Consider the following 16451-nt stretch of genomic DNA (forward strand, 5'->3'; position numbering starts at 1 on the left):
AACACACCCTACTGACCGGTTCAGCCCGTCGGCCGGTAGGCGAAAACCCGCGGTCACCAGCAGCCGCATCTAAGCCGCCCCTAAGTTACCAGCCGGTAACAACAAACTTGTTACCGACGGGTAGCGCCGCTACTCTTAGGCTGATCGGGCTGACCCGAGGTAGCACAGCCCCGCTACCACCGAACGAAAGGCCGCTTCATGAACGCCCTGACGATCACGTTGGGCACGGTCGGTTTCCTCCTCAGCCTTGTCTGTTGGGCCTACTTCTTCCGAGGGATCTGGAAGATGGTTGCCGCCATCGCACAAGGCCAGCCGGACAAAACCCGCTTGCGCCCGTTCATCCCGCGCTTCAAGCAGATGATGATCGAGTTCATCGCGCACACGCGCATGACGAAGTTCAGAACGGTCGGATGGGCTCACTGGCTCGTCATGGTCGGCTTCCTCGGTGGCTTCCTGCTCTGGTTCGAGGCGTACGGCCAGACGTTCAACCCCGAGTTCCAGTGGCCCCTCTTCGGCAACACGTTCGCCTGGCATCTGTGGGACGAACTGCTCGGCATCGGAACCGTCGTCGGCATCGTCACCCTCATCGTGATCCGTCAGCTCAACCATCCGCGCAAGCCCGAGCGTCAGTCACGCTTCAGCGGCTCGCGCATGAAGGTCGCGTACGTCATCGAGGGCATCGTTCTGCTCGAGGGTCTCGGCATGATCCTCGTCAAGGCCGGCAAGATCGCCACCTACGGTCACGCCAACGCCTACTCGGACTTCTTCACGATGCAGGTCGCCAAGCTGCTGCCCGCAAGTCCCGAAATGGTCTCCGTGTTCGCCTTCGTCAAGTTGATGACCGGCATGATCTGGCTCCTGATCGTCGGCCGCAACATCAACTGGGGCGTCGCGTGGCACCGCTTCACCGCATTCCCCAACATCTACTTCAAGCGTGAGGCCGACGGCGGCGTTGCACTCGGTGCCGCCAAGCCCATGATGTCCGGCGGCAAGGTCCTCGTGATGGAGGACGCCGACCCCGACGTCGACGCATTCGGTGCGGGCAAGATCGAGGACTTCACGTGGAAGGGCTGGCTCGACTTCACCACGTGCACCGAGTGCGGCCGCTGCCAGTCGCAGTGCCCCGCCTGGAACACCGGCAAGCCGTTGTCGCCGAAACTGCTCATCATGTCGCTCCGCGATCACGGAAACGAGAAGGCTCCCTACCTCCTCGCCGGCGGCAAGAAGGACATGGCCGGTGACGAGGTCGGTCTCGTCGACGCCGACGGCAACCCCGATCAGGCGAAGTTGGACAAGATCCCCCAGTCTGCCCGCGACGAGGCGGATCGCAAGCTCGTCGCCGACGCCGTCGAGGGCGGCATCATCGATCCCGAGGTTCTGTGGAGCTGCACCACCTGTGGTGCCTGCGTCGAACAGTGCCCCGTGGACATCGAGCACGTCGACCACATCATCGACATGCGTCGCTACCAGGTGCTGATCGAGTCGGAGTTCCCGTCCGAGCTGGCAGGCCTGTTCAAGAACCTCGAGAACAAGGGCAACCCTTGGGGCCAGAACTCCAAGGACCGTCTCAACTGGATCAACGAGATGGACTTCGACATCCCGGTCTTCGGCCAGGATGCAGATTCCTTCCGTGACTACGAGTACCTCTTCTGGGTCGGCTGCGCAGGTGCCTACGAGGACCGCGCGAAGAAGACCACCAAGGCCGTAGCGGAACTGCTGGCGACGGCGGGCGTGAAGTTCATGGTGCTCGGAGCGGACGAGACCTGCACCGGCGACTCCGCTCGTCGCGCAGGCAACGAGTTCCTGTTCCAGCAGCTCGCGATGCAGAACATCGAGACGCTCAACAGTGTGTTCGAGGGCGTCGAGCAGAAGAAGCGCAAGATCGTCGTCACCTGTGCGCACTGCTTCAACGCGCTCGGCAACGAGTACCCGCAGGTCGGCGGTGACTACGAGGTGGTGCACCACACCCAGCTCCTCAACCGTCTCGTGCGGCAGAAGAAGCTCATCCCGGTGGCGTCCGTCAGCCAGGACATCACGTACCACGACCCGTGCTACCTGGGTCGCCACAACAAGGTCTACGACGCTCCCCGCGAGCTCATGGCCGCGTCGGGCTCCAACCTGAAGGAAATGCCGCGTCACGGTGAGCGGTCCATGTGCTGTGGTGCCGGTGGTGCTCGCATGTGGATGGAAGAGAACATCGGCAAGCGCATCAACATCGACCGGGTCGACGAAGCGCTGGAGACCTTGGGCGGGAGCGGGGCACCAGCACAGAAGATCGCCACCGGTTGCCCGTTCTGCCGCGTCATGCTCACCGACGGTGTCACCGCGCGTCAGGAGGGCGGCGCTCACGAGGGTGTCGAGGTCGTCGACGTCGCGCAGCTGATGCTCGAGTCGATCACTCGCGTCGAGTCGTCCGTTCTCAGCGAGAACATCAAGGTCATCCCGCGTGAGCTCACTCCAGAGGAGAAGCTGGAGTCCGAGGACGCCGCCGAGGTCGAGGAAGCCGAGCGGATCGAACCCGTCGAAGAGCCTGCAGAGGCCAAGTCCGCCCCTGCTGCTCCGGCTCCCAAGGCCGGCGGCTTGAAGATGAAGGGTCTCGCGAAGGCTCCGGGAGCGAAAGCACCAGGAAGCGCGAAGCCCGACGCCACCGAGGCAGCTCAGTCGAGCGCCGATGCTCCGGCCAAGCCCAAGGGGCTCGGTATTGCCGGAGGCGCAAAGCCGGGTGGCAAGGGCCTCGCGATCAAGGGCAAAGCACCGGGATCGAAGGCAGCAGCACCGGCACCGGCAGACACGGACGACAATGCAGCGGCACCTGCCGAAGCATCCGAGTCGACGCCGACGGTCAAGCCCAAGGGTCTCGCGGTCAAGTCCGGCTTCAAGAAGCCGGGCGCAAAGGCACCGGGCAAGCCCGCCGAGGCAGCAGAGCCCCAAAGCGCAGCGGAGCCCCAAAGCGCAGCGGAGCCTGAAGCTTCGGACACGACGGCCGAAGCCGCAACGGAAACAGCGGAGTCCAAGCCGACCGTCCAGCCCAAGGGTCTCGCCGTGAAGTCGGGGTTCAAGAAGCCCGGCGCCAAGGCACCCGGCAAGCCTGCTACACCGTCCGAGGCGACAGCACCGTCCGAGCAGGCAGCACCGTCCGAGCCGGCAGCGGAAGCTACCGAATCGGCTGCGTCCGAGTCGGCGGCACCTGTTGCGTCGTCGGAGTCGTTGCCGACGGTCAAGCCCAAGGGTCTGGCCGTGAAATCGGGCTTCAAGAAGCCAGGCGCGAAAACGCCGGGCAAGACTGCTGCAGCCCCGGACACCGCGACCGAAACGCCCGCGGAACCGCAAGCACCTGCGTCGGAGACGTCGGCACCGGAGCCTCAGGGCACGGATGTCGACAGTTCCGCACCGGTCGAGGAGTCCAAGCCGACGGTCGCACCCAAGGGTCTGGCCGTGAAGTCCGGCTTCAAGAAGCCAGGCGCACGGACACCGGGCAAGGCTGCGACTCCTGCACCAGCCGAATCGCCTGCAGAGGCCCCGGCAGAACCCGAGGACAGCGAACCTCAGGAACCTGCCGAGACGTCGACCAGCGACACGCAGTCCAACGGTGCAGCAGATTCCAACGGTGCAGCAGATTCCAACGGCGCAGCGGAATCCAACGGGGAGACCAGGACTCCGCCTCCGGCCAAGCCGGGTGGACTCGGGTTCCGTCCGGGCACCAAGGTTCCGGGACGCAAGAAGTAACCTGACACCCTTTTTACCGACTCCGCACGCCTGTTCACTTCAGAGCAGGCGTGCGGAGTCGTCAGTAGGGGTGCCAGGTCCCTATAGCACGCTCCGCCCTCGACACTCCGCGAATGTGCACGCGTAAGCCCGAGTTATCCACAGCCCCAGGCGTTGTCCACATTTCTGAAACCGCTCTTGTTCCGTGCCGGAGCGGTTGCCACGATTCGGTCATGACGAGAATCGTTTCCAGATCCGATGCCTTGACTCGCGGGGTGTCCGACGCTGAGTTGCAGCGTTTCTGCCGCACGAAGGCCTGGCGACGACTTCGGCCTGGAAGGTTCGTCAGCAGAAGCGACTTCGATGCGCTCACCCCCGCCGAGAAGCACCGCGTCGTCGCCGAGGCGGTGCTCGACGCCGCTACTGCCGACGACGCGATACTCAGCCACTCGACGGCTGCGGTCTTCCACGGTCTCGATGTGAACGCGTCGGATCTTCGGTACGTGCACATCACGCGGAACAGGAGCGGCGGTGGCCGGCGCAACGGTTATCGCATCGTGCACGGGGCGACGTACTCCACTTCGGACGTGGCCGTCGTCGACGGGGTTCGGGTGACCGCACTACCTCGGACCGTTGCCGATGTGGCGCGATCGCTGACGTTCGCGGACGCCGTCTGTATCGCCGATCTCGCTGCACGAACGAAGAATCTGACTCCCGAGCAGGTTGCTGCGGCGCTCGACGCGTGCGCCCACCATCCGAACAATCGACAGGCTCGTCGGGTGGCGGAGTTCATGAACGGGAAGTCCGAGAGCGTCGGCGAATCTCGTTGCCGGGTGGTGCTGCACCAGCTCGGCTACACCCCGAGGCTTCAGGTTCGAGTGTCCGACGGCAACGGTGTCTTCGCCCGCGTCGACTTCTACCTGGACGGCATTTTCACCGTGATCGAGTTCGACGGGTTCGTCAAGTACGGTCGGCTGGTCCCCACGGGAGAAACACCGGCTGATGTCGCGTGGAAGGAGAAGGTCCGCGAGGATCGGATCCGTTCAGGCGGAGCGCAGGTGGTCCGGCTGACCTGGGCCGATCTCGACCGGCCGGAGCACATCGACCGGTTGATCAATGCGGCTGCCGATCGTGCCGGGAATTCCCCGCGCCCCACTCTGCTGTTCGCCTGAGCTAGCACCTTTTTTGCCGACCTGACACGCCGAATCAGGTCCGAGCACGTGTGCGGACCCCACAAAAAGGGTGCTGGCTCCCGAACCGACCAGCACCGCTCACGGTCGCCACAGCTCCAGTTCAGGAATGCCGGGAGGCGTGAAGCCCAGCACCTGACCGTAGAAGGACAGTTCGGACTCTCGTGCGTTCACCTGTGTCTCGAGTTTGCGGAACCCGTGCGATTCGCCCTCGTACGCCAGGTAGGCGTGAGGAATTCCCTTCTTCACCAGAGCATCCCGGAATCGTTCGGCTTGCGACGGTGGAACGATCGGGTCCGCCAGGCCCTGCAACAACAGAACCGGGCACGACAAGCCGTCGACGTTGTTGACCGGTGCGCGCGTGCGGTACAGGTCCAGCGCCTCCGGGAGCGGTCCGATCAGCCCGTCGATGTAGCGGGACTCGAAATCGTGAGTCTCGGCGACGAACATCTCCAGCTCGGCGACGCCGTAATACGATGCACCACAGGCGAAGACATCCGACGACGTCAGCGCCGCCAAGACGGTCCAGCCGCCGGCCGAGCCACCCTCGATGGCCAGACGCGCCGGATCGGCCAGGCCCGCGTCGGCGAGGCCTCGGACAGCGGCGACGGTGTCCTCGACGTCGACGATTCCCCACTGGCCCCGCAGCCTGTTCCGGTATGCACGGCCGTATCCGCTCGAACCGCCGTAGTTGACGTCGACGACGCCGATGCCCCGGCTGGTGAAGTACGCGAACACCGGGTTCAGTGCAGGTGCCACGTGCGCTGTCGGGCCACCGTGAACGAATGCCACGTACGGCGGCAGTTCGCCGTCCAGCCCGGTGTACTCCGGATTGCGAGGTGCGTAGGCGATAGCGTGGACTTCGCGTTCGGGCCCCTGGAACGTGACGGGCTCACCGTGCGGGAGGTAGTCGGCGTCGGGCACGGTTTCGAGTCCGGAACGCACCAGCGTGGTGTCGCCGGATTCGAGGTCCAGCAGTCGCAATCCGCTCGGGCTTTGGGCACCACCGGCTTTGAGCAGGACCGATGTTCCGTTGCGCGCGCCGAGTGTCACCGATGTGAGTCCCGGCAGATCGATGTCCTGCAAGGTGCCCGTCTCCGGGTCCAGTACGGCGAGGGTGTCGGTCCCGAAGGTGCGGACGGTCAGCAGCTTTCCGTCGTCCAGCACCGAGTACCACCGCGCCCCGAGCTGCCACAGCGGCGCTCCGAAATCGGCTTCGGCCTCGTGCAGTGCGGTTGCGTTGCCGGACAGGTCGGTTCGGTAGATGTTCCACCACCCGGTCCGGTCGCTGATGACGTAGAGCGTGTCCTCGTCGATCCACTCGGGCTGCAGAACGGATTCCTCGTCGCCGCCGAGAACCACAGTGATCTCACCGGTGGACAGATCCGCGACTCGTAATTCCGTTCCGTCCCAGGGCATCCGAGGGTGATCCCACGCGATCCAGGCCAGCTTGCTGCGGTCGGGAGACAAGCGAGGGAACGCGAGGAAGTGAGATCCGGACACCAGCGATCGGACACCTGTCCCGTCGAGCCGAATCGCACAGATGTCGCGAGCGACCGCCGTACCGTCGTGCACCTCACGGACCGCGACGACCTCGTCGCCGACGACCGTCAATTCGCCGAAACGCACCGACGACGGAGTCTCCGGCTCCGGCGTCAGCGGAACCGGAGTATCGCCGGGCCTGGTGACGTAGACGCGCTGATCGGAGAACTCGGAGAACACGATTCGCCCGTCGGACACGGTGGTCCAGGCTCCGCCCCCGTATTCGTGAACACGGGTGCGGGCGTTGTACGGCTCCGGTATCACGGTCTCGACGTGCCCGTCTCGATGGCGGCACACCGTCGTCCTGCCGCCCTCTGTCGGCCGCATCTCGGCCCACCGGATCTCGTCGCCGACGAATCGCCCACCCTCCACCGGATGGCCGCTCGCGGACAGATCCGCAGCGGAAATCGGGGACGGCCAGGAACCGAAGGGCAACGAGGTCGCAGTCATGCCGACCAGCGTAGGCAACCGGACAAGCCAGGTACGAGCTGCGGTCGTTACGCGCCGTTCATCCCCCGGACAAATGTGCTGGACAGAATGGAGTCTCGACCCAAGGGGGAACCGTGCGCAACACGACATCGAACAGCGTCGACGACGCAATCCTGGCATTCGGCCGATCCTGGTACGGATACGGCGGAGGCAGCGACGAGGACATCTACGTCCACTTCGGCCTGCCCGCGCGGTCCTACTTCACCCGTCTCAGCGCCATGCTCGACGGACCGGCAGGCAAGACCCTCGACGACGAGACCCGCGAGAGCATGCGAGCCGTCTGCGTGCGGCGGCTTCGTTAAGCGACCGGATCCAGCAGTTCGGGGCTGTTGTTGCGCACACTGTTGACGGCGGTCCCCACCTCGTAGGGAAGCAGGCGAGGCTCGGGAACGGTGGCCAGCATCTCCTGCACCGATTCCAGTTTCGTGATGGACGGGCTGAGCCAGTCGTCGCGAAGGCCGTCCGGGATGACCACCGGCGAACGGTCGTGGATGTGCCCCAGCGCATCGGCTGCAGGCGCCGTCAGCACGGTGACGGACCAGACCCAGCGATCCTCGTCGTCGTCGGACTTCGTGGGATCACGCCACAGCTCGTACAGCCCCGCCATGGCCAGGACACCTTCTGCGTGCAGGAAGTACGGAACCTTCGCCCCGTCGCGCTTCTCCCACTCGTAGTAACCGTCGGCGGGGACGATGCACCGACGCTTCGATGCAGCCTTCTTGAACGACGGCTTCTCGGTGATGGTCTCCGATCGCGCGTTGATCATCCGGCTGCCGATCTTGGCGTCCTTGGACCACGACGGAATCAGGCCCCACCTCACCGACCGGAGCTGACGCACGGCGTCGGACTCCGGCTCGTCCTTGGGTGTGCGTTCCAGCACCGTACGTACGGTCTGCGTCGGCGCGATGTTGTAGGACGGGGGAAGCTCGTCCCCCACCGATTCTGCGATGTCGAACACCGCGCGGAGATCACTGTCGCTCTGGGTGCTGGCATAGCGTCCACACATGCCGTCGATTGTCGCACCGATTACCGACAAGTAATCCGCTCGCGGTGAGAGAACTTCACCTGGCACGATAAGGGCGTGAGCAATCCGCAGACGATCCACCAGACGCGCCATCGCACACTGCAACAGTCCACGAAGCTGCAGAACGTGCTGTACGAGATCCGTGGGCCGGTACACGCCCACGCGGCGCGGCTGGAAGCGGAGGGGCACCGCATCCTCAAGCTGAACATCGGCAACCCCGCGCCGTTCGGTTTCGAGGCGCCCGACGTGATCGTTCGCGACATGATCGCCGCTCTCCCCTACGCCCAGGGTTACTCGGAATCGAAGGGCATCCTGTCCGCTCGCCGTGCCATCGTCACCCGGTACGAGCTCGAGCCGGGCTTCCCCGAGGTCGACGTCGACGACATCTATCTGGGCAACGGTGTGTCCGAGCTCATCACCATGACGATGCAGGCTTTGCTCGACGACGGCGACGAGGTGCTGATCCCGGCGCCGGACTACCCACTGTGGACGGCGATGACCACGCTGTCGGGCGGCAAGGCCGTGCACTATCTGTGCGACGAGGAGAACGGATGGAACCCCGACCTCGCGGACATCGAATCGAAGATCACCCCGAAGACCGTCGCACTGCTGGTGATCAACCCCAACAATCCGACGGGTGCGGTCTACTCGCGAGAAGTTCTGCAGGGCATCGTCGACCTCGCCCGTAAGTACCAGCTGCTGCTGCTGGCCGACGAGATCTACGACCGGATCCTGTACGACGATGCCGAGCACATCTCGTTGGCGAGCCTCGCTCCCGACCTGCTCTGCCTGACCTACAACGGCTTGTCGAAGGCGTATCGCGTCGCGGGCTACCGCTCCGGTTGGCTCGCGATCACCGGGCCGAAGGAACACGCAGCCGGCTTCATCGAGGGCATCGACCTGCTGGCGTCGACTCGCCTCTGCCCGAATGTGCCTGCACAGCACGCGATTCAGGTGGCACTGGGTGGACACCAGAGCATCGAGGACCTGATCCTGCCCGGTGGCCGCCTCCTCGAGCAGCGCGATGTCGCGTGGGAGAAACTCAACGCCATCGACGGCGTCTCGTGTGTGAAGCCCCGCGGCGCACTGTATGCGTTCCCGCGTCTCGACCCCGAGGTGCACGAGATCCACGACGACGAGAAGCTCGTACAGGATCTGTTGCTGCAGGAGAAGATCCTCGTCGTCCAGGGCACCGGCTTCAACTGGCCGGGGCACGACCACCTCCGCATCGTGACGCTGCCGTGGGCTCGCGACTTGTCCGTTGCCATCGAGAGGTTCGGAAACTTCCTGGCGTCGTACAAGCAGTAGGTCGGTTGTTTCGCTTTTCCCTTCGACCCGCCGCGTCAACTGACGGGAAAGTAGGGAAAGTGATTGAAAAGTGACACAAAAAACATCCCCGCTGCCCTACACACGGACCCAAGTTTCTGTAGATTGGCGGTCGGCACCTTGTGTGCCCGAGCACTGGTCGTACCCCACCCCCCCGGGGCGATCAGGAAGGTGGCGGGGGACGCCCCCCCTGCTCCCCGCCACCGAGCTCCCAAACCTCCCGACCCCCGCGTCGCGCTGGGTCCGACGCGTCGTCACCCACTAGCCTTGCACCGTGGATTCACACGGGCATGGACACGGTCACGGTCACAGCAACGAGCCGGCTCCACTCGGACCCGTCGCCGCCCGGATCGTGATCGGCCTACTGCTGGCCATCGGTCTCGCTGTCGTTGCCGGAGCCGTGCTGCTCTGGCCGAGCAAACAGAGCGTCGAGATCCCGCTTCCATTCCAGACCTCGGGCGGCGGGGCCGTGAACACCGAAGCCGGGACGGTCGTGTCCCAGGACATCGGCGCCTGCGGCAGCGGTTCCGCCGGACGCGTCTTCACCGGTAATCCGACGCCACCGATCGGCGCCGGATACGAATGCCAGCGCAGCATCGTGACCATCGATTCCGGGCCGAACGCGGGGACACGAACTCTCATCGAGATCGTGCCCGGTCCAGGCCAACCCGACATCCGTACCGGTGAGAGCGTGCGACTGGTCCGGCAGACCGATCCGAACGGAACGACGCAGTATTCGTTCAACGATTTCGCTCGCGGATTGCCGCTGTCGATCATCGTCGCCGTCTTCGCGGTCGTCATCTGCGTCGTGGCCAGGTGGCGCGGCTTCCGTGCGTTGATCGGTTTGATCATCGCCTTCGCCGTTCTCGTCGGCTTCATGTTGCCTGCGTTGCTCGACGGCGCCCCGGCGATACCCGTTGCGTTGGTGGCGGGGTCGATCATCCTGTACGCGGTGCTGTATCTGGCGCACGGAGTGAACCTACGCACGAGCTCCGCCTTGCTCGGGACATTGACCTCGATGGCGCTCGCTGCGGTGTTGTCCTACGTCGCGATCCGAATGACTCATCTGACGGGTCTGTCGGAAGAACAGAACACCGACGTCCAGGCCTACATCCAGCAGGTGAGCATCACCGGGCTGCTGCTCGCCGGCTTCATCATCGGATCGCTCGGTGTGCTGAACGACGTCACCATCACGCAGGCCTCGGCTGCGTTCGAGATCGCGTCCGCCGACGCCACCGCCACCCGACGGCAGATCTTCTCGTCGGCGATGCGCGTCGGCCGCGACCACATCGCGAGCACGGTGTACACCCTCGTGCTCGCGTACGCGGGTGGAGCGCTGCCGTTGCTGTTGTTGTTCAGCGTGGCGGGCAGGTCCATCCAGGACGTGCTGACGGGTGACGCCGTGGCGATCGAGATCGTGCGATCGTCGGTCGGTGGCGTCGCCCTTGCTCTGTCCGTTCCGTTGACGACGGGCATCGCCGCACTGCTCGCTCGACCGGGCGGAGTTGCCGGGCCGAAGCGGGCGGCACCGAAGAAGTCCGGTCGCCATTCACGCTGAGTGTCAGGCGAACGCCGCGGCGACGGTCTCGGACAGCAGTTCGCCTGCGTGCGTGCTCAGCCCGGCCTTCAATCCGGAGTCCTGGGCGACTGCGGCTTCCCATCCCCTGTCCGCCAGTGAGATCACGTACGGCAGAGTCGCGTTCGTCAACGCGTAGGTGGAGGTGCGCGGCACGGCGCCCGGCATGTTCGCGACGCAGTAGAACACCGATTCGTGAACGCGGTACGTCGGATCGGCATGCGTCGTGGGACGCGAGTCCGCGAAGCAGCCGCCCTGATCGATTGCGATGTCGACGAGAACCGAGCCCGGCTTCATGCGCTGAACCAGACTGTTGGAGACGAGCTTCGGAGCCTTCGCGCCGGGAACCAGCACTGCGCCGATCACCATGTCCGCATCGAGAACTGCGTGTTCGAGCTCGAGCGCGTTGGACACCACCGTCTTGACGGCGCCCTTGTACTGGTCGTCGATTGCCCTGAGCGCCTTGACGTTCAGGTCCAGCACAGTGACGTCGGCGTGCATGCCGTGAGCGATGGCCACCGCGTTACGGCCGGACACACCGGCTCCGATCACGACAACGTTGGCGGGGCGCACTCCGGGGACTCCGCCCATCAGAACTCCGCGCCCACCTCCGCTGGCCATCATGTGGTAGGCCCCGGCCTGCGGCGCGAGTCGACCGGCGACCTCGCTCATCGGCGCAAGCAAGGGCAGCGTGCCGTCCGGAGCGGTGACGGTCTCGTAGGCGATCGACGTGGTTCCCGACGCCAGCAGTGCGTCCGTGCACTCTTTCGATGCCGCGAGGTGAAGGTACGTGAACAGCACCTGGCCCGAGCGCAGTCGGTGATACTCCTCGGCAATCGGCTCCTTGACCTTCAGGAGTAGATCCGCAGCTTCCCAGACCGCATCCGCGGAGGTGAAGATCTGAGCGCCCGCCGCTTTGAAGTCGGTGTCGCGCAGCGACGATCCGGTACCTGCTTCGGTTTCGATGATGACTTCGTGTCCGCGCGAGACCAATTCGTGAACACCGGCCGGGGTGATGGCAACCCGGTACTCGTGGTTCTTGATCTCGCGTGGAATTCCGATTTTCATGACGTGCTCCTAAGCCGAATCGATTGAGCTGGTACGCCAACTCTGAATTATCAGCGGTCAAGCCACAACTGATGTGAACATAATTCTGTACAGTCGCATCATGTCTCCGGAAAATTCATCGGGACGCCCCTCGAAGGGTCGCCCGTCGAACGATGTTCGGCACGTTCGGCTCGACGACATCGACCACATCCTGATCGACGAACTTCGCCGCGACGCGCGTATCCCCAACAACGCTCTGGCTGCGGCCGCAGGAATCGCCCCGTCGACAGCACTCAGCCGAGTCAGGTCACTCGTCGAACGCGGGGTCATCCGCGGGTTTCACGCCGAGATCGACCCCGAGGCACTGGGGCAGGGCATCCAGGCGATGATCTCGGTGCGCCTCCAGGCCGATGCGCGCAAGCGAATCAGCGAGTTCGGAAGCCAGATCGCGGCGTTGGAAGAGGTGCTCAACATCTACTTCATCGCAGGCGCCGACGACTTCCTCGTTCAGATCGCCACCGTGGACACCGCCGCGCTACGCGACTTCGTCGTCGACAATCTCAGCGCACACCCGGCCGTCGCCGCGACGGAGACGATTCTGATCTTCGAGCACGTCAGACCGCGAAACAGTCCGTCCCGTTGAGCTAGGGCGCAGGCGGGAACAGCGGCGGAATCGTCGGCAACGTGAAGTCCGGCAACCCTGGAATCAGCGGCGGCGGCGCGGGCGCAGGTTCGGGAACCTCCTGCGTCGGTGCAGGCGGTGGCGCTTGCTGAGTTTCCGTCACCTGAGTTTCCACGCTCTGCGGCTGCGGAGCGACGGTGGCCTCGGTCGGCGCGGGCGCTTCCGTGGTGGTCGTGACCGGCGCCGGTGGGGCGACCGGCGCGACGGGCGTGCTCGGAACCGTCGAGGGTGGTGTAGTCGCAGCAACACTGGGCGCAGGCGCCTGGGTCACTGCAGTGTCGACCACTGCCGGCTCGCTGCTCGGCCGGGTCAGCAGAAACCCGGATACCGCGATCACCGCGGCCGCGGCGACCCCGACGACGGACCAGGAGCGGACTCGACGACGAGTCCGCTCGGACTCGTCCTCACCGTCGTCGTCCTCGTAAGCGGCATCGAGCCAGTAGACGTTCTTCAACGCGAAATGGGACACCGGCATCTCGGACCCCGGCGACTCGGACCCCGGACGCGACGGCTCTTCCGGTGCCGGTCCCGTAGGCGGTGCAGGTTCGGTGGGAGGTACCGGCGGAGGAGTGAACGGCGGAAGCGCGGACAGCGGAGGCGTGGACAGCGGAGGCGTCGCACGACTGGGAGCCGCGGCAGCGGAGAGAGCCGATGCGCTCACCAGAGGCGGCAGGTCGGCGGGAAGGTCGTCACGTGAGATCGAGATCGTCGGTGTCGCATCGGTCGGGCGCGGCGCGACGGGTGCCGCGAACGCTGCAGGACGCGCGGGCACCGGGCGACCGTTCGGGGCGCTGGAGCGTGCCGGGGCCGTGCCCTGCGCCACTGCACCACCCTCCGCAGGCCTGGCCGAGAGCGCCGCGCCGCGGGCGGCGACCGATTCCGGCTCGTTGGGGGTCAACGCCGGAAGGTCGAGCGACGGCCCTACCCTCTTCCGGACGAGCGGGATGCGCGAGCCGCCGCCGACGAGAACCACGGCGTCGATGGGTACGTGCGCGGCGATGAGCACGTCGCGTGCGAACTCGATGGACCGGTCGACCTCGTCGGTGATCAAGGTCTCGTAACTGTCCCGGGAGAGCAGGATCATTCCGCTCTCGTCCGGAAGGCACACGGCGTCGTTGCCGGACAGTCGTTCCTTGGCGACGCGGCAGCGTCGGGTGAACAGATCGATGTCCGGTGCGTCGAGGGGCTTGTGGAGCCGCTGCAGTTGATTGTCGCGCAGGATCTCGTCGAAGCGGTCGCCGCTGAACTCGGTGGTGCGACGGGTCGTGATGACACGGCGAGCGTCGAGATCGACGACGCTGACGTTCAATCCCGAGCTTCCGAGGTCGTAGAGCGCGACGGTGGAGTACCCGGCCGCCTCACCGCTGGCGACCAGATACTCGACGACGGCTTCCACCTCGTGCACCAGGCGGTAGTTGTGCAGGTGCTGGTTGTCGAGAGCCCGCACCAGCGTGTCGGCCTGGTGCTCGTCGCGGTAGGCGACGCCGGTGGACATCGACGGCTCGGACTCGGCTGCGACAGCGCTGATGGACTCGGCGGCGAGGTACTCGACGTCGTCGTCGACGGTGTCGATCACCTGGTTACGGAAGAAGAGTTGCTGCGGAGCTTCGAGAACGCGGGGCGGCAGGAGAGCTGTGCCGTTCCGTGGCAGGGCCATACGGACGGCATGGGCGCCCATGGACACCCCCAACAACACGGTCATCGACTGCCTCGTTTCGAAATGCACGGTCGGACGAGAAGGGATCGTCCTCGAAGCGCCACGCTACCGGGTGCATGGAGCCGATGCGGCTCTGGCCCGAGGAGCCGAGCGGTCAGTTTCCGACGTCGAGTCCGGTACCGGAGCCGAAACCGACTTCGGCATACTGCTCCTGCCCCGACTCCGGGTCAGCGGTTTCGTTCTGGTCGACGATCCCCGTGTCGCCCGGGAGAGCGCCGGGCAGTTCGGGATCGGGCACCCCGGGTTCGGGCAACTCAGGATCGGGAGCAACCACGGTCGGAATTCCTTCGGCGACGGAGACCTGGCTCGTCGGGCTGTCGACGGGATCGATTCCGATTCCCGGCGGCGGGGGCGTGTCTCCACGAACGAAGACGACTGCCCACACCAGCACCACGACCGCCGCGACGGCCGCCATCCCGGCCGCGTCTCGAACGGACCACCGCAGACGCCGACGGGGTTTCGGGGCGGCGGCCTGCGTCGAGGATTCGTCGGTGTCGGCCGTCGTGCCGTGTCCAGGGCGAGAGGCGTCTTCTCGCTCGCGGACAGGCGCTGCCGGGCCGGGCGCGACGATACGAAGAGGCGTCGTGGCTGCTTCCGTGTCGTCGAGTGTCCGGACTTCCAGTACATCCGTGCCGTCGTCGTTCCGGTCGTCGTCGTTCCGGTCGTCGTCGTTCCGATCGTCGTCGTTCCGGTCGTCGTCGTTCCGGTCACTGTCGGATTCCTCGAACAGCCCGGGGTACTGCTCTTCGAGAACGTCGTCGAGACCCACTTCCGGCGCGATCGGGAGAGCTTCGAGCGCAGCTCCCTCGACGAACACCGATGCGGGCGACGCCGGGACGACGAGCGGGCAATCCCACTCCTGCTCGACGAGGGCTCCGACCAGAGGAATCTGTGCCTGGCCGCCGACGAGCAGGATCGCGTCGGGATCTTCGGGCGACGCCCACGCGAGAGTCTGGAGAAGCGAGGACGTGATTGCTTCCTCGAACTCCTCGCGGGTGAGGAGCATGGGGCCGTTCCCGGGCGCGCGCACACCGGCCGACGCGGTGATCAGTTCCTTGAGCTCACGGAAGAACGCGCGGTATTCCTGTTCGGCGTCCGCTCCGTGGGCAGGCGGCAGGATGCCCTTCGCCATGACGAGACGTTCGACGACGTCGTCGAGTCCCTCGCCGGAGAACGCGGCACGTCGCGAAGTCCGAGTGACTCGACCTGCGGCGACGTCGAGCGTGAACGCCGAGGTGCCGTAACGACCCAGATCGAGAACCAGGAGCGCACGCGCGTTCGCGAGCTGATCGACGGACCGTGCGTAGGCGAGCAGGGCTGCGGACTCGTCGACCATCCGGATCGTCGAGGTGTTCCCCGCGTCGATGGAGGCCAACAGCGTTTCGACTGCATCCGAGTCACGACCGGTGAGAACGACGTCGTCGAATGGTCCGCAGTCGGCCAGTTTGCCGTTCAGGAGCCACTTGGCTCCCTCGGCATCTATCGAGTCCTCGATGCGTTGTCCGTCTCGGAAATAAGAGATGCGGACGGCATCGGACTCCACGGCCACGCCGCAGACTCCACCCATCGGTACGTGTTTCCTTCGAATTTCTGTGGTCCCGACCCCATGACCACTGTACTTTGCGCACGCGGTCGCGGCCGTCGATCGAACTCCGGCAGATGCGACATACACCACAGCACGGGCGGGTTCCCGGCTGGTGGCACGGAGCCGACAAAAGGTTCTTGGAGCAAACTACCCCGACTCGGTAACGCTTCAAAACAATCTAAGATATTGTTTGGGTGGGTCTGGGGAGACTTCTGGGTTGGAACAGCAGTGCAACTTCCTACCCACGGTCGTGAGTCGAGGCCGTCCGGTCTCGGACATCAAACGAGATTCGGTGGAGGTACTCGGGTGGAAACGCTCAATTCTGGTGACGTTGCTCGTGTTCGGGACGTTCTGGACAAGTTCGGAAAGATGCCCGTGTCCGCGGCGGATATCGACACCGACGCAGATTTGTACGACAACGGCCTGACCTCCCATGCGAGCGTCAACGTGATGATCGCGCTCGAGGACGAGTTCGACGTGGAGTTCCCGGACACCATGCTGCAGAAGTCCACGTTCGGCAGCATCGATGCCATCGCTACCGCGCTCGCGCAGCTGACGGACTGATCGC

At 65.2% G+C, this 16451-nt stretch carries 12 protein-coding genes; 7 read left to right on the forward strand and 5 right to left on the reverse strand.

Going from position 1 to position 16451, the window contains the following annotated elements:
- Positions 1-198 precede the first annotated feature (198 nt).
- Together CH292_RS05335 and CH292_RS05340 are read left to right on the forward strand one after the other, a co-directional pair.
- Entirely contained in the window at positions 199-3726 is a 3528-nt protein-coding gene (locus CH292_RS05335; protein WP_094654161.1) for a (Fe-S)-binding protein, read from the forward strand.
- Positions 3727-3938: 212 nt separating this feature from the next.
- Positions 3939-4877, forward strand: coding sequence for a hypothetical protein (locus CH292_RS05340; RefSeq protein WP_094654162.1), 939 nt, complete (start codon positions 3939-3941; stop codon positions 4875-4877).
- A 99-nt stretch (positions 4878-4976) separates the two neighbouring features.
- On the opposite strand, the gene CH292_RS05345 is transcribed toward CH292_RS05340, so the two are convergent.
- Positions 4977-6887 (reverse strand): prolyl oligopeptidase family serine peptidase, encoded by a 1911-nt coding sequence (locus tag CH292_RS05345; RefSeq protein WP_094654163.1) that lies wholly within the window; start codon positions 6885-6887, stop codon positions 4977-4979.
- 113 nt (positions 6888-7000) lie between these two features.
- Here CH292_RS05345 and CH292_RS05350 point away from each other — a divergent pair, with 113 nt between their 5' ends.
- Positions 7001-7228, forward strand: coding sequence for a DUF3263 domain-containing protein (locus CH292_RS05350; protein WP_019663839.1), 228 nt, complete (start codon positions 7001-7003; stop codon positions 7226-7228).
- On the opposite strand, the gene CH292_RS05355 is transcribed toward CH292_RS05350, so the two are convergent.
- A complete protein-coding gene (locus CH292_RS05355; RefSeq protein WP_019663840.1) occupies positions 7225-7932 on the reverse strand; it encodes an SOS response-associated peptidase in 708 nt (235 codons plus the stop codon). The two genes, CH292_RS05350 and CH292_RS05355, sit on opposite strands and share 4 nt — an antisense overlap.
- A gap of 75 nt (positions 7933-8007) precedes the next feature.
- Between CH292_RS05355 and CH292_RS05360 the strand changes: the two genes are divergently transcribed.
- Both CH292_RS05360 and CH292_RS05365 read left to right on the forward strand, forming a co-directional pair.
- Entirely contained in the window at positions 8008-9258 is a 1251-nt protein-coding gene (locus tag CH292_RS05360) for a pyridoxal phosphate-dependent aminotransferase (protein ID WP_019663841.1), read from the forward strand.
- 292 nt (positions 9259-9550) lie between these two features.
- Positions 9551-10834, forward strand: a complete 1284-nt coding sequence (locus CH292_RS05365; protein ID WP_033189133.1) for a YibE/F family protein — start codon at positions 9551-9553, stop codon at positions 10832-10834.
- Between the two features lie 3 nt (positions 10835-10837).
- On the opposite strand, the gene ald is transcribed toward CH292_RS05365, so the two are convergent.
- The gene (gene ald / locus CH292_RS05370; protein WP_094628461.1) at positions 10838-11920 is read right to left on the reverse strand and encodes an alanine dehydrogenase; all 1083 of its coding nucleotides are present in this window, start codon (positions 11918-11920) and stop codon (positions 10838-10840) included.
- A 100-nt stretch (positions 11921-12020) separates the two neighbouring features.
- Between ald and CH292_RS05375 the strand changes: the two genes are divergently transcribed.
- Positions 12021-12542, forward strand: a complete 522-nt coding sequence (locus CH292_RS05375) for an Lrp/AsnC family transcriptional regulator (protein WP_179277912.1) — start codon at positions 12021-12023, stop codon at positions 12540-12542.
- A 1-nt stretch (position 12543) separates the two neighbouring features.
- Here CH292_RS05375 and CH292_RS05380 read toward each other — a convergent pair whose 3' ends face one another.
- Together CH292_RS05380 and CH292_RS28815 are read right to left on the reverse strand one after the other, a co-directional pair.
- Positions 12544-14283 (reverse strand): Hsp70 family protein, encoded by a 1740-nt coding sequence (locus tag CH292_RS05380; RefSeq protein ID WP_094654165.1) that lies wholly within the window; start codon positions 14281-14283, stop codon positions 12544-12546.
- Positions 14284-14392: 109 nt separating this feature from the next.
- The gene (locus tag CH292_RS28815) at positions 14393-15865 is read right to left on the reverse strand and encodes a hypothetical protein (RefSeq protein ID WP_094654166.1); all 1473 of its coding nucleotides are present in this window, start codon (positions 15863-15865) and stop codon (positions 14393-14395) included.
- Positions 15866-16189: 324 nt separating this feature from the next.
- Here CH292_RS28815 and CH292_RS29250 point away from each other — a divergent pair, with 324 nt between their 5' ends.
- Positions 16190-16447 carry an acyl carrier protein gene (locus CH292_RS29250; RefSeq protein WP_020110747.1) on the forward strand — a complete coding sequence of 86 codons (258 nt, stop codon included), beginning with the start codon at positions 16190-16192 and terminating at the stop codon, positions 16445-16447.
- Positions 16448-16451 lie beyond the last annotated feature (4 nt).

The organism is Rhodococcus sp. 14-2470-1a, assembly GCF_002259425.1.
Taxonomy (GTDB): Bacteria; Actinomycetota; Actinomycetes; order Mycobacteriales; family Mycobacteriaceae; genus Rhodococcoides; species Rhodococcoides fascians_E.

Coding starts and splice junctions, on each gene's coding strand:
- CH292_RS05335 (WP_094654161.1), top strand. CDS start 199: ATGAACGCCCTGACGATCACGTTGGGCACGGTCGGTTTCCTCCTCAGC.
- CH292_RS05340 (WP_094654162.1), top strand. CDS start 3,939: ATGACGAGAATCGTTTCCAGATCCGATGCCTTGACTCGCGGGGTGTCC.
- CH292_RS05345 (WP_094654163.1), bottom strand. CDS start 6,887: ATGACTGCGACCTCGTTGCCCTTCGGTTCCTGGCCGTCCCCGATTTCC.
- CH292_RS05355 (WP_019663840.1), bottom strand. CDS start 7,932: ATGTGTGGACGCTATGCCAGCACCCAGAGCGACAGTGATCTCCGCGCG.
- ald (WP_094628461.1), bottom strand. CDS start 11,920: ATGAAAATCGGAATTCCACGCGAGATCAAGAACCACGAGTACCGGGTT.
- CH292_RS05375 (WP_179277912.1), top strand. CDS start 12,021: ATGTCTCCGGAAAATTCATCGGGACGCCCCTCGAAGGGTCGCCCGTCG.
- CH292_RS05380 (WP_094654165.1), bottom strand. CDS start 14,283: ATGACCGTGTTGTTGGGGGTGTCCATGGGCGCCCATGCCGTCCGTATG.
- CH292_RS28815 (WP_094654166.1), bottom strand. CDS start 15,865: ATGGGTGGAGTCTGCGGCGTGGCCGTGGAGTCCGATGCCGTCCGCATC.